Annotated in this window: 13 protein-coding genes and 1 pseudogene; 7 read left to right on the top strand and 7 right to left on the bottom strand. The window is 68.7% G+C overall.

What is annotated here, in order from left to right; genetic code table 11:
• Position 1: 1 nt before the first annotated feature.
• From ET475_RS17850 to ET475_RS09155, 4 genes are all read right to left on the bottom strand, one after another.
• Positions 2-391: a YbaB/EbfC family nucleoid-associated protein gene (locus ET475_RS17850; protein WP_165310852.1), complete on the bottom strand. Its 390-nt coding sequence runs from the start codon at positions 389-391 to the stop codon at positions 2-4.
• Between the two features lie 276 nt (positions 392-667).
• A complete protein-coding gene (locus ET475_RS09145; RefSeq protein ID WP_165310854.1) occupies positions 668-1078 on the bottom strand; it encodes a PIN domain-containing protein in 411 nt (136 codons plus the stop codon).
• On the bottom strand, positions 1075-1362 hold the full coding sequence (locus tag ET475_RS09150) for a type II toxin-antitoxin system Phd/YefM family antitoxin (protein WP_165310856.1): 288 nt from the start codon (positions 1360-1362) through the stop codon (positions 1075-1077). Before ET475_RS09150 ends, ET475_RS09145 begins: the two co-directional genes overlap by 4 nt.
• A 260-nt stretch (positions 1363-1622) precedes the next feature.
• Positions 1623-2276: a TetR/AcrR family transcriptional regulator gene (locus ET475_RS09155; protein ID WP_129388934.1), complete on the bottom strand. Its 654-nt coding sequence runs from the start codon at positions 2274-2276 to the stop codon at positions 1623-1625.
• Positions 2277-2347: 71 nt separating this feature from the next.
• On the opposite strand from ET475_RS09155, the gene ET475_RS09160 reads away from it, so the two are divergent.
• On the top strand, positions 2348-3898 hold the full coding sequence (locus ET475_RS09160; protein WP_129388937.1) for an MDR family MFS transporter: 1551 nt from the start codon (positions 2348-2350) through the stop codon (positions 3896-3898).
• Positions 3899-3938: 40 nt separating this feature from the next.
• Here the strand turns inward: ET475_RS09160 and ET475_RS09165 are convergent, their stop codons facing one another.
• Positions 3939-4937: a hypothetical protein gene (locus tag ET475_RS09165; protein WP_129388940.1), complete on the bottom strand. Its 999-nt coding sequence runs from the start codon at positions 4935-4937 to the stop codon at positions 3939-3941.
• Between the two features lie 164 nt (positions 4938-5101).
• Here ET475_RS09165 and ET475_RS09170 point away from each other — a divergent pair, with 164 nt between their 5' ends.
• Positions 5102-6133: a hypothetical protein gene (locus tag ET475_RS09170; protein WP_129388943.1), complete on the top strand. Its 1032-nt coding sequence runs from the start codon at positions 5102-5104 to the stop codon at positions 6131-6133.
• Between the two features lie 327 nt (positions 6134-6460).
• Here the strand turns inward: ET475_RS09170 and coaBC are convergent, their stop codons facing one another.
• Positions 6461-7669: a bifunctional phosphopantothenoylcysteine decarboxylase/phosphopantothenate--cysteine ligase CoaBC gene (coaBC, locus tag ET475_RS09175; protein ID WP_129388946.1), complete on the bottom strand. Its 1209-nt coding sequence runs from the start codon at positions 7667-7669 to the stop codon at positions 6461-6463.
• Positions 7670-7698: 29 nt separating this feature from the next.
• On the opposite strand from coaBC, the gene ET475_RS09180 reads away from it, so the two are divergent.
• The 3 genes and pseudogenes from ET475_RS09180 to ET475_RS09190 all read left to right on the top strand — a co-directional run bounded on the left by ET475_RS09180 (position 7699) and on the right by ET475_RS09190 (position 9816).
• Entirely contained in the window at positions 7699-8409 is a 711-nt protein-coding gene (locus ET475_RS09180) for an NRDE family protein (protein WP_129388949.1), read from the top strand.
• A gap of 457 nt (positions 8410-8866) precedes the next feature.
• Positions 8867-9052 (top strand): annotated as a pseudogene (locus ET475_RS09185) (type I restriction enzyme endonuclease domain-containing protein); the annotation flags it as partial.
• Positions 9053-9153: 101 nt separating this feature from the next.
• Positions 9154-9816, top strand: a complete 663-nt coding sequence (locus ET475_RS09190; RefSeq protein WP_129388952.1) for a pentapeptide repeat-containing protein — start codon at positions 9154-9156, stop codon at positions 9814-9816.
• Between the two features lie 148 nt (positions 9817-9964).
• Here ET475_RS09190 and ET475_RS09195 read toward each other — a convergent pair whose 3' ends face one another.
• Positions 9965-10579: an FMN-binding negative transcriptional regulator gene (locus ET475_RS09195; protein ID WP_129388955.1), complete on the bottom strand. Its 615-nt coding sequence runs from the start codon at positions 10577-10579 to the stop codon at positions 9965-9967.
• 48 nt (positions 10580-10627) lie between these two features.
• Between ET475_RS09195 and ET475_RS09200 the strand changes: the two genes are divergently transcribed.
• Both ET475_RS09200 and ET475_RS09205 read left to right on the top strand, forming a co-directional pair.
• The gene (locus ET475_RS09200; protein ID WP_129388958.1) at positions 10628-11035 is read left to right on the top strand and encodes a hypothetical protein; all 408 of its coding nucleotides are present in this window, start codon (positions 10628-10630) and stop codon (positions 11033-11035) included.
• A gap of 939 nt (positions 11036-11974) precedes the next feature.
• On the top strand, positions 11975-13273 hold the full coding sequence (locus ET475_RS09205) for an ABC transporter substrate-binding protein (protein WP_129388961.1): 1299 nt from the start codon (positions 11975-11977) through the stop codon (positions 13271-13273).

Here is a 13273-nt window from a genome sequence, read left to right on the forward strand (position 1 = left end):
GTCACTCCTCGTGCTCTGCGCCGGTGCGTGCCTGTACCTCGTCACGCAGCCGCGAAACGACGGGGGAGTCGTCCCCGAACGCGGCCGCGGCCAGCCCCATCGCCTGCGCCCCGGCGTCGCGGGCCGCTTCCTGCGCGGTGACGACGATCAGCCGGGACAGGTCCCGCGCCCGCAGCTCAAGCGCGGCATCCGACAATTCCACATCCACCAGCCGGCCCGACGCGTCCACCGTCACCGACAGCTCCCGTCGCTGCGAGTACGCCTTCCCGCGCACCGCTTCGACCTGCGCACGCATCTGCTGCGCCGCCCGCGCACGTTCCTGCGCCTGCTCGACCTGCAACCGCACCCGCTCGATCAACAGGTCCGGATCATCGGCACCGAAATCACTCATCCCGATCGATGATACGAGACTGCACGCCCCCTCGCGCGAGCGGTTCATCGTGCGCGGCCCTCGCTCAGACATCCCGAGCCTCGGGGTATTCGACGGGAATCGCATGGATGTCGTGCGCGGTCGCCGAGGGCAGCGTGCCCACACCCGGGTCGCCGTCGACGTCGCCCGGCTGAACGCCGCTCTGCCCGAGCGCGGCCGGTGACGGGCGCGCTCGGGCCGCGGGATCCCGTACTGCGTCGCCATTCGTCTGCGGCGCCGCGGTTTGAATCGCCGACCTCACAGGTCTGCGGGATACACGATGTCGATCTCAGAGATCGTGGGCGAGAAGTCCTTGCGATTGTTGGTGAGGAACACATCCGCGCCCGCGGCGACGGCGGTGGCGAGGTGTGCGGCATCGGCGGCACGCAGCGCATACGCCACCGAGAGCGCAACGGCCAGGCGAGCCGTCTGCTCGTCGAATGGGCGCAGGTCCAGGCGGCTCAGCACGCCTGCGAGGGCGGCGACCTCTTCGGAATGCGGGTCGGCGCGCAGCGGCTTGGCCAGCATCTCCGGCAGCAGCAGCACGGAACCGATGCCGGCGGGCGTACCGGACTGTTCGAACAATCGCACGACCTTGGTGCCCAGGGGATGCGCACGGTCGGCGGCATAGATCAGTACATCGGCGTCGAAGGCGATGAGCTCCGTCATCGCGCGGCGCGTCCACGTCGCACGTCGGCGACGAGTTGGTCGGCACGCCCCGCGCTCAGCACGGCACGCCGCACAGGACGGGCGCGTGCGGCTTCGAGCAGCTCGCCGATCTCGTCGGCGGATTCCCATGCGCGGCGGGCTCGACGGGCCGCCAGTGCGGTCGGATTGACGATGACGGCAACGACATGCCCGTGTCGGGTGATCTCGATCTCTTCGCCCTCGCCCACGCGATCGAGCAGGTGGGGAAGCGTCTGCCGGGCGGTGCTTGCGCTGACAACGGCCATGTACCTAATTGTACAATAGTGTACATATACGTACAAGGCGGCTGGGCGTCGGCGAGAGTGCATCTGACGGAAGAAGGGTAGGAAAAGTCCGCTCCCTCATCCGTCAGATGAACCCTCAGCGGACGAGTGCGGCGACGGGGGTGGATGCCGGGTCCGCCGGCCCCGCAGCGGCTGGCGTCGAGCCGGCCGGGGCTGACCATGCGTGGATTGTGTCAGCCGTCGCAGGGCGAGTCCCCCCAGGCGGGTTGGTACGCGTCCCATCAGGACCGGCGCGCGTACGCGCGCATGAAGGCGTGAACACCTGCCGTCATGGTCCGGCGCACGTCGGCGGGGTCGACACCGGCCGGGTCTGGCTGGTTGTTGTACGCCAGAAGCAAGGTGAGTGCGCTGAAGTGGTCGGCCGCCGTGCGCGCATCCGGTGCATCCAGAATTCCCACCTCGTGGAAGTGTGCGAGGCGCTCGGCGACGGCGTCCTCGGGCGCGGTGGAGAGCTGTCGGCTCATGAGCTCGGGCTGTTCGGCACGCTGCTTGCCTGAGAGAGCGAAGACAGTCGCGTAGTCGGTCGACCCGATGATGGTCGTACCGATCTCCAACGAGAAGGCGAGCAGCGCCTGCTCCAGCACATCGGCGGTACTGATCGGTGCCTCATCGGACAGATGTTTGGCCAGCGCCCTTTTCAGCGACCGCAGGAGAGACTCGCCCGCGTCATCGATCACTTCGACACGCAGACGTTCCTTATCGCCGTAGTAGTCGTAGACCGTGCGCTTGGAGACCTTCGCCTGCGCGGCGACGGCATCCATGCTGGTGCGCTCGAACCCGTCGCGCAGAAAGAGCTCGCGGGCGGCGGTGAGGATCGCGGCACGTTTGCCCGGCTGACCCTCTCGAACCGTCTTCTCGCGCGCCGTCACGGCCATCCGATGCCTCCCTCGAAGCATCCTACACCGATGGGTTTACTAACTACACTGCACGGTGTAGTGTGAGCGGCATGACCACAACCACTCCGATTCCGGTCGGCACCGCGCACCCGGTGTCCCAGCGCCGGTTGAACCTGATCACGCTGGTGCTGGTGCTCGGTGCGATCACCACGATCCTCGACACCACGATCGTCAACATCGCGCTCGACCATCTGCACATGTCGTTCCACGCCACGGTCGCCGACACCCAATGGGTGGTGACCGGCTATTTGCTCGCCTACGTCGCGGTCATCCCGGTGACCGGCTGGGCGTGCGAGCGCTTCGGGACGCGCCGCGTCTGGATGTCCGCCGTCGCGGTTTTCATGGTCGGCTCGCTGCTGTGCGGCTTCGCGTGGTCGTTGCCGTCGCTGATCGTCTTCCGCGTGCTGCAGGGCATCGGCGGCGGAATGGTGCTTCCCGTCACAATCACGCTGATCACTCGGGCGGCGGGCAAGGAAAGGATCGGGCGTGCGATCGCGACAATCGGGTTCATCGCGCAGCTCGGCCCCATCCTCGGGCCGCTCATCGGCGGCTCGATCCTCAATTCCGTCGGCTGGAACTGGCTGTTCTTCGTGAACATCCCGATCTGCCTCGTGGCGCTCGTGCTAGCGTCGATCTTCCTGCCTGTGGGGATGAAGGACAGTGCTCGGTCGCTGGACATCGCGGGGCTCGTACTGCTCACGCCCGGCGTCGTCGCGCTCGCCTACGGCATCAGCCAGGCGGCGGGCACAAACGGATTCGCCGCCCCAGGCGCCTGGCTCCCCATGGTCTTCGGCGTCGTGTTCATCGCCGCCTTCGTGCTGCGCTCCCTGCGTGCGAAGAACGGCGCGTTGATCGATGTGCGCCTCTTCGCGCGGCGCAGCTTCGCGTTCAGCAGCGTGATCACGTTCGTCGCCGGATTCTCGCTCTACGCGCTGATGTTCCTACTGCCGCTGTTCTACCAGCAGATCCGCGGTGAGTCGGTCTTCACGACCGGACTGCTGCTCATTCCGCAAGGGCTCGGCACGATGTGCTTCATCCTCGTCAACCGTCACGTTGCCGGACGCGTCGACACCCGGTTCGTCATCGCCGGCGGCGTGCTCGTCTCGATGATCGGCATCCTTCCGTTCGCCCTCGCCGGAGTCAGCGGCGGAGACGTCATCCTCCTCGGCGGCCAGTTCCTGCAGGGCTTCGGGATGGCCGCGGTCTCGCTCCCGCTCATGACGCTCGCCTTCGCAAGCCTCAGCCACGAGGAGACGCCGCGCGGCAGTGCCGCGTTCAGCATCGTCAAGCAGGTGGGCGCGCCGTTCGGGGTCACCGTGATCGCGGTCATCCTTCAGCACTTCCTCACCGGCGCGGCCACGACACCGCAGGCGCTGTCGGCGTTCAACGCGACGTTCTGGTGGGTGCTCGCGCTCAGCGTCGTGCCCCTGCTGTTCACGTTCCTCATGCGCGGACGGAAGAAGGCGGATGCCTCGTCCATGACGACCCCGCGCGCCGGCGACCTTGAGGAAGAGGCGATGACGGCGGGCCACGTCGATCCGGCTTCACAGTCCGCCGGGGAACTGACCGACAAAGCGACCGCCTCCGCAAGACGGGTCTGAGTCGACGGCGCGAGGGCCGTACCGCCGCCCTCGCGCCGTCTCAGCCGAAGACCGTGTTCGAGCCTTCCGCACGCACGCGGCGCACCCCCACCACCGCCAGCACCGCAAGTGCGATCGCCACGAGCACCACCTGCTCGATCACGGCCGGCGTGCCCGCCCGCGCCCCGTTGACCAGGCCCACCCAGCCGTAGGTGAGGATCGCGCCGGAGGCGAAGCCCACGGCATCCGGACGCAGGCGCACGGCGAACGTGATGCCGATCCCGAGCACGACGAGCAGCGCGAGGGTGGCGATCCAGGCGGAGTATTCGTGGGGCAGTTGGTCGAGCAACTGGAACGCCGAGCTGAGCACGATGCCGACAAGCAACGCCCAGCCGTAGCCCACGTGCCGGCGGTTCCGGGTGCCCGCGCCGGTACCCTGCACGCGCTCGCGTCGCCGCTGCACCCGTGGCACCACCACGAACGCCCCGACGACGAGCGCGGCGACGATGAGCAGGCTCACGATCAGCTCAGCCGCAGTCTCCCAGTAACCCGACGTCAGCCCGGAGAACGCGAGGATCGCCGTGGCGCCGAAGACGAAGAGGGCGGCGGGAACGGCCAGCCAGCCGGCGTGCCGGATCCACGGCCGGTCGCCGTAGGCACCCTCCATCACGGCGATCGGCGACCCGATGCTCCACACAACGTGCAGGGTCAGCACGAACACGAGCCACGGGCCGGCGGTCCCGAGCCACGGCACGAACCCGTACGAGAGCAGGTGCGCGCCGACGTAATCGGGGTTGAACAGGGATTGGGTGAGCACGCCCTCCTCGAGCACGCCGAACGCGAGTGCGAGCAGGAGGATGCCGGGCCATCCGATCCGTGCCCGGCGCGCGAGCTCGCGGATCAGCACCGCGGCGGAGCCGTAAAAGGCAGTGAACAGGATGAGCTCGGCGATCTGCTGCCCGGCGGGCGCCGTGCCGCCGAGGTACTGGTCGCCGAGGAGGAACTCGGCCGTGACGGCGGAGGCCACAGCCAACGACAGGGTCTGCAAGAACGTCTTCATACCGTCAGGCTCCCGCTATGAGGCGAGGTCGGCATGCGGCATCCGTCACCACCGCACCGTGACATTCGTCATGGGGCACACCGTATGGTGATGATGCCGATCCCGTCGTTTTCGCGGGGCGTCCGGCGAGCGCGGCCCGGCGAGAAGAGGAGATGGAGCTACCGATGAGTATCCAGCAGCAGGCGTTCGACGGTTCCGAGCTCACGCGGCCAGCCAGCGACTCGGAGGTTCGACGGTACATCCGTCAGCTTCGGTCCGAGGGACGGTACCCTTCGTCTGCGGCCAATGCGCCGCTGGGGTTCGGCGTCCTCATCGGCGTGCAGGCGGCGATCGGCGCCGGACTTCTCATCGCCGGCCTGGTCGTCGTCGCGGGCGGCCCGACGGTGACCGCCGGCATGCTCCTGGGCTTCGGCGTGCTCCTGCTGATATGGGCCGTGACGAACATGTTCAAGTTCTTGCGTACGAGCAAGGATCCGTCACGGTGGATCCGTCTGGAGCGATTCGCCACGGCACACGGCATGACGTTCCTACCAAAGGTGTCGAACCCGGCGCTGCCCGGCGTGATCTTCCAGACCGGCTGGGCCCGCGCGTCGACCGAGGTGCTGCGCCGCACGTCTGTACGTTTCGCGGAGTATGCGAATTTCCAGTACCGCACGGGGGACAAGAACAATTACATCGTTCATCGGTGGGGATACGTTGCCGTCAGACTCGATCGTCCACTGCCCAATATCGTGCTCGACGCGAAGAGCAACAACGGGTTGTACGGCACCGACCTGCCGGAGGCGTTCCGATCGCACCAGCGGCTGAGCCTCGAGGGCGACTTCGACCAGTACTTCACGCTGTACTGCCCGACAGGCTACGAGGCGGATGCGCTTTACCTGTTCACTCCCGACATCATGGCGAGGTTCATCGACAGCGTCGCGGCGCTGGATGTCGAGATCGTCGACGACTGGCTGCTCCTGTACGCGCCCAGGGACCTGTCCACACTCGATCCGCAGATTTGGCAGTGGTTGCTGTCGGTGGTCGCGGCGCTGGAGGACAAGTTCGCGCAGTGGGGTCGCTGGCACGACGACCGAGCGGATGCCCGCACCGCGTCGGCCGCGGCTGCGTCGTCGTCTCTGCCGGCGGACATCCCGTCGACCGCTGAGCAGCCGGTCGTCGCGCCGCAGGGCCAGCGGCTCAAGCGTCGTCGCTGACGTCTACGGTGCTCAGCCCGAGTGCCGCCCGACTCGCGTCTCGCGCCGAGAACCCGGCGATCGGTCCGTCGACCGCCGCGCGATCACCGACGTGACGTCCTGAGGGCGTTGATACTGCGGGTTTGAGCCGTCGCGGGGCCCGGTGGCGGCGTGCAGCCGTTCAGAACTCCGCTCATTCGTCGCTGAGGCGGCTCGATTCGCGCGTTTCGCCGGTGATTCCGGCCGGATTGGCTGAGTTTTGAACGGCGCCGCGCGTGCAGCTGGGCGCTGAGGGGCGCATCCGGGCGCGGTTCGCGCGCGCATCCCGGCCCGTCGTGGCGATCGGTCTCAGCGGGTGGCACTCCGTGCGGCGAGCACGGCGTCCCACACCGCGTCGGCGACCTCGCGTTTGGTTCCGGATGCCTCAGCTGCGACACCCCCGCCGCGCCCGAGAATGACCACCTCGTTCGAGGCTTGCTCGAAACCGACCTCCCAGCCCACCTCGTTGACGACGAGCAGGTCGGCGCCCTTGCGCTCGAGCTTGCGCCGGCCGCGCGCGAGCAACTCGTCGCCGCGCGAGGTCTCGGCGGCGAAGCCGACCAGGGTCTGCCCGGGCCGGCGCTCGCCCGCCAGGGCCTTGAGCACGTCTTCGGTCTCGACCAGCTCGAGCTTTCGGCCCCGGCCGCGCGACCCCTCTTTCGTGAGTTTCGCGTCCGACGCAGCGGCCGGACGATAATCGGCCACCGCGGCGGCCATGACGACGACATCGGCCATGGCCGCGGCATCCCTCATCGCCGTCAGCATGTCGGCGGCGGCCATCGCGCGCACAACGGCCAGGCCTGTGGCCTCGGCGAGCACGCCGTCGTCGGTGTGAGCGGCGACCAGCGTCACCTCGGCGCCGCGCTCGGCGGCCGCGCGGGCCAGCGCCACCCCCTGCCGTCCGCTCGAGCGGTTGCCGATGAACCGCACCGGGTCGATGGGCTCGCGCGTGCCGCCGGTTGAGACCACCACGCGCAGGCCCGCGAGGTCGCGCGGACGCAGCACGGCCAGCGCGCGGTCGACGATCTCTTCGGGCTCGAGCATGCGCCCGGGGCCAGAGTCGCCGCCGGTGAGCTCGCCGTCGGCGGGCCCGACGATGTGCACACCGCGCGCGGCGAGGGTGGCAACGTTGGCCTGGGTCGCGGGATGCCGCCACATCTCGGTGTGCATCGCCGGGGCTACGACGACCGGTGCCGTCGTGGCAAGTAGGGTGGTGCCCAGCAGGTCGCCGGCCAAGCCCGCGGCCATCTTCGCAAGGGAGTCAGCGGTGGCGGGAGCGACGATGACCAGGTCTGCCGCTTGTCCGAGCGCGACGTGGCGCACCTGCGGCACGTCGTCGTGCACGCTCGTGGTGACCGGGTGCCGGCTGAGAGCCTCCCACGTGGGCAGACCCACGAAGCGCAGCGCGTCGTCGGTCGGAATGACGTGCACCTCATGACCGGCCTTCACCAGCAGTCGCACCAGATGCACGGTCTTATACGCGGCGATACCGCCGGTCACGCCCACGACCACGAACATGGCTCGATCCTCCCATGGGGAGGTGCCGCATGTGCACGGTCATAGTGCGGGTGCCTGCGGCAGCGGACGAACCGGTGCGCATGCTCGCGGTGCGCGACGAAGACCCGGCCCGGCCCTGGCAGCCGCTCGGCGAGTGGTGGCCCGAGCAGCCTGAAGTCATCGGCGTGCGTGATGTGCGCGCGGGCGGCGCGTGGCTGGCGGCGGATGCCGCGGACGGCACTCTCGCGGTGCTTCTCAATCGCGAGAGCCCGCCGGTTCCAGAGGGGATGACACAGATCTCCCGCGGAGGGATAGTGCTGGATGCCGTGGCCGGGCGGCTGCCGCATCCCACCCCCGCGGTGCTGGGGTTCAACCTCGTCACCGTCGATGAGGCCGGTGTGCGTGTGATGATGTGGGACGGCGCGTCGGTGCGCACGGTGCCAGTGCCGCCCGGCACGCACATGATCGCGCACCACGATCTGGACGATGTGCGCTCGCCGCGCATCGTCGCGTGGCGAGACGCTTTTGCCGCCGCCGACGCGGACGAGTGGATGTCGGTGCTCGAGCGCTCGGCACAGCTGGAGCCTTCCGACGACCGCGCCATCATCCGCGACAACAACGCGCACGGATACCCGACCCAGTCGCTGCTGCTGTGCACCGCGTTGGTCGGCCCTTCGGGGGTCGATGTGCGCTACGCCGAGCTCGCCCGCCCCGGCCAGTGGAACCCGGTGCGGCTCGCCGGCCCCGTCGCCCCGGCCTGACCCCGCCCTACGCCGAGTTGTCCTCGGGTTGCCCGGGTTGTCCTCGGGTTGCGCGACTTGTCCTCGGGTTGCCCGAGTTGTCCTCGGGTTGCTCGGGTTGTCCTCGGGTTGCTCGAGTTGTCCTCGGGTTGCCCGAGTTGTCCTCGGGTTGCTCGGCTTGCGCGAGTTGTCCTCGGGTTGCTCGAGTTGTCCTCGGGTTGCCCGAGTTGTCCTCGGGTTGCTCGGCTTGCGCGAGTTGTCCTCGGGTTACGCGAGTTGTCCTCGGGTTACGCGACTTGTCCTCGGGTTACGCGACTTGTCCTCGGGTTACGCGACTTGTCCTCGGTTTGCCCGGGTTGTCCCCGGGTTGCTCGAGTTGTCCCCGGGTTGCGCGACTTGTCCCCGGGTTCCTCGTGTTGCGCGAGTTGTCCCCGGGTTGCCCGACGTGCTCCCTCAGTGTGGGGCTCTTCGCCGGGTCCGCGACGTGCGCACCGACTGGACCGTGCGCGACGATGTGCGCGCCAAGCTGCGTTCGTCGATCAAGCGACTGCTCGTGAAGTACAAGTACCCGCCCGACCGGCAGCCCGGCGCCATCAAGCTTGTGATGGACCAGATGGAAGTGCTCGCGCCGCAGTACGCGCAGGAGCGGGGCGCCCTTTCGTAGCGCGGGTTCACGCGCAGGGTGTGGTCGGCAGCCGTCGACGGCGCGCGGTCATGCACGAGTCGGCGGCACCTGTGTCGGCGGGCACGGATACGATCGAGCGGATGCCGAACAAGCCCGCGCTCGCAGCCCCGTCCATCGCTCCGCTTGAACTGCGCGATCTCGACGACGGCGACGTCGCGCGTCTTGAGGCCCACGGCATGGTCGACGCGACCCGGTTCGAGGGCGGCGATGTCTCGGGCGACGACCTCTCGGGGCTGGCGTTCAGCGAGTGCGAGCTGATCAGTGTGACCGCGCACGAGACGCAGTTCCGCGCGGCGCGGTTCGTGTCCACGCGGCTCGAGCGCATGAACGCTCCGGTGTTCCTGGCGGCACGATCAACGTTCCGGGATGCCGAGATCGTGCGATCTCGCATGGGATCGATGGAGCTCTACGAGAGCGACGTGCAAGAAGTCACCATCTCGGGCAGCAAGCTCGGCTGGGTGAATCTGCGCGCAGCGCGGCTGCGCGACGTGCGGTTCACGGGATGCACGATCGACGAGCTCGACCTGTCGGGCGCCCAACTGGCGCGGGTCGCTTTCGAGGACTGCGTGGTCGAGACGCTGCGGCTCGACGGCGCACGATTGACGCACGTCGACCTGCGCGGCCTCGACATGCATGTCATCGCCGGTGTCGAGGGGATGCGCGGCGCCACCCTCAGCCACACGCAGGCCACGCTCATGGCGCCGCTGTTCGCCGAGCATCTCGGGATAAAGGTCGACGGATAGGGAGGCGTTTCGACTCGCTGCGCTCGCTCAACGGGCGGGCGCGCACTCAACGGGCGGGCGCGCACTCAACGGGCGGGGCGGGCGCGTTTCGACTCGCTGCGCTGCGCGCCATCGCTCGACGAGCGGGGGCTGCTCTACGGGTGGCGCGTCAGAGACGTCCCGTGCGCACGCGGGACGCGGCATCCACCCGCCCGGCCGCCTCGAAGCCGGCGATCACGCCGGCGCGATCGGCCTCGGAGCGGTTCTGGCTCCACTTCGCCTTCGCGTCGACGTGCTCGACGGTCATCTCCACTCCCACGATTGCGCGCAGTTGCCCGGTGACGAACTTGTCCGGGGCATCGGTCACGGCCCACGGCTCGGCGCGCGGCGTCTCGTGTCGCGCGGTCAGCTGGGTCACGGCATCCCGCAGCCAATCGACGTCGTCGTGCACCGTGACCGCGCCCCGCAGGTGCACGGCCGAGTAGTTCCACGTGGGCACGACCTTGCCGTGCTCGGCCTTGGCGGCGTACCACGACGGCGTCACATACGCGTCAGGCCCGTAGACGATGAACAGGCCGGATGCGCCGTCGGCGACGCGCTTCCAGTGCTCGTTCGCGCGCGCGAAGTGCGCGATGACTCGGTCGCCGTCCCACAGAATCGGCAGCAGTGTCGCGTCGGGAACGCCGTCTTCTCCCGCGGTGACCAGAGTCGCAACGGATGCCGCAGCCACGAACCGACGCGTCTGGTCGAGGTCGTCGACGCGGTTGAAGTGAGGGACGTACATGTTCTGAGCGTACGCGGCTACCGTGGGTACCAGATTGAGGAGGCGGCCATGCGCCATCGCGTCAGTGTCATCGTTGCGGCGCTCGCGCTTGCCGTGGGGCTGGCGGGATGCTCCGGCCCGGGCGTGACCGCGCAGCAGATCAAGGGGTTGCCCACGGAGATTCCCGGGGCGAGCCTCGGGCCGGACTCTGCGGGGATGCCGCTCGCCGTCGCGCGGGGGAGCGACCACCTCGTGGTCGTCGTCTGGGACAGTTTATCTTGCCGTCCTGAGCCCCGGTCGATTGCGACCGAGGGCGCGGTGCCGGTCATCACGTTCACCTCGCGCGGTTCCACCTGTACCGCCGACCTGGCCGCCACGAGCTACGTGATTCCCGCGGAGGAGTTCGGGGGCAGCATCCCGACTCAGCTCGCGGTGGTCGTCGACGGTGATCGCGCCGACGTCACCGTGAGCCGGTAAGCGCGCGTCGCGGGAGTGCGGGGCGCGGTGTCTCGCCGCGTGGGGCGTCTCGCCGCGCGGGCGTGTGCTGGGTGTGGTGTCCCGCCCGCGGGGGTGTGTGCTGGGTGCAGCATCCCGTCGCGCGGGGGTGTGTGCTGGGGTGCCCCATCCCGTCGCGCGGGGGTGTGTGCTGGTGGTGTCCCGCCCGCGGGGGTGTGTGCTGGGTGTGGTGTCCCGCCCGCGGGGTGTGTTGGGTGCAGCATCCCGTCGCGCGCGAGGTGTGCGCTGGAGTGCAGCGCCCCGCCCCGCCCCGCGGGGCATTCCGCAGCGGGGGTGTGCTGGGATGCCCCATCCCGTCGCGCGCCCCGAATCTGCGTACGCGCACGTTATTTGCAGGCGCGTACGCAGAAACCGGTAGCGCGAGCTCCGGCACGCTGCGAAACGGGGTAGCGCGCGAAGAACGGGGTAGCGCGGGCGTGATCGGCATGTTGCGGAATGGGGCAGCGTGCGCAGAGAGGGGTAGCGCGCGCAGAACGGGGTAGCGCGGGCGTGATCGGCATGTTGCGGAATGGGGCAGCGTGCGCAGAGAGGGGTAGCGCGCGCAGAACGGGGTAGCGCGCGCAGAGAGCGACGACCGTGCGGGAGGCCGCGACCGTGCGGGAGGCCGCGACCGTCGCTCGCGCTGGCGACCAACACGACCAACACGCCCAACGCGCCCCGCGCGCCCCACGCGACCAACGCGACCAACACGCCCAACGCCCCCACGCGCCCAACGCGCCCAACGCGCCCAACGCGACGACGCACCCCGGCCACCGCGCGCGCCCGATCCGGCCTGAGAGCGTTCCCGGCGTTACCGGAACGATATTTGTTTGCCTTGACCACGAATGCGTCGTGACATACTCTGGTGCCTGTCCAGATCACTTTCGACGACAACGTCGAAAACTTTCGAGAGGTTCGAAGATGAACAGACGCAGCATCACGCGCGTCGCGGCGGCCCTGGTGACCGCCGGTGTCGCCGCAGGATTGCTCGCCGGATGTGCGGGTGGTTCCGGCGACGACGACGCCAACGGCAAGGTCACGATCACGTGGTGGCACAACGCGACGTCGGGTCCGCTTCCGGCTGTGTGGGAGCAGGTGGCGAAGGACTTCACGAAGGAGCACCCCAACGTCATCGTCAAGCAGACCGGGTACCAGAACGAAGACCTGCAGCGCACGCTGATCCCGAACGCGCTGGCAGCGGGCGACCCGCCGGACCTCTTCCAGACCTGGGGTGGCGGCGAGACGCGCGATCAGGTGAAGAACGACTACCTGATGCCGCTGGACGACCTGATTCCCGACACGATCAAGAGCGTCGGGGCCACTGTCAACGGCTGGCAGGTCGACGGCAAGACGTACGGCATCCCCTACCGCTTCGGCATCGAGGGCTTCTGGTACAACAAGGACCTCTTCGCCCAGGCAGGCATCACTTCGACCCCGACCACGCTCGATGAGCTCAAGGCCGATGTGACGAAGCTGAAGGATGCCGGAATCACGCCGATCGCGGTGGGCGCCGGTGACAAGTGGCCGGCCGCGCACTGGTGGTACCAGTTCGCGCTGCACTCCTGCTCGCCCGACACCCTGAAGGCGGGCACCGGCAGCTTCGACTTCAGCGACCCGTGCTGGGTCGACGCCGGCAACCAGCTGAAGGACTTCATCGGCATCAACCCGTTCCAGGACGGCTTCCTCGGCACCCCCGCACAGACCGGTGCCGGATCGTCGGCGGGCCTGGTGGCCAACGGCCAGGCGGCCATGGAGCTCATGGGCGACTGGAACGCCGGCGTCATGGGCGGTCTGACCCCCGACCAGAAGGTGCCGTCGTTCCTCAGCTGGTTCCCGTTCCCGGGCATCGAGGGCGCCGCGGGTGACGCGAACGCTCAGCTCGGTAACGGCGACGCGTTCGCGTGCGCGAAGAACGCTCCGAAGGAGTGCGCCGACCTGCTCGCGTACATCATGAGCCCCGAGATCCAGAAGAAGTACGCAGAGAGCGGCTCGGGTATCCCGACGGTTCCCGAGGCACAGTCGGCACTGACCGACGACAACCTCAAGATCATCGCCGACACCACCTCCAAGGCGTCGTTCGTACAGCTGTACTTCGACACCGCATTCGGCACCGAGGTGGGCAACGCCATGAACGAGGGCATCGTCAATCTCTTCGCCGGCAAGGGCAGCGCACAGGACATCGTCGACAAGATGACCGCCGCCGCCAAGAACGTTCAGTAG

Source organism: Microbacterium protaetiae, assembly GCF_004135285.1.
GTDB lineage: Bacteria > Actinomycetota > Actinomycetes > Actinomycetales > Microbacteriaceae > Microbacterium > Microbacterium protaetiae.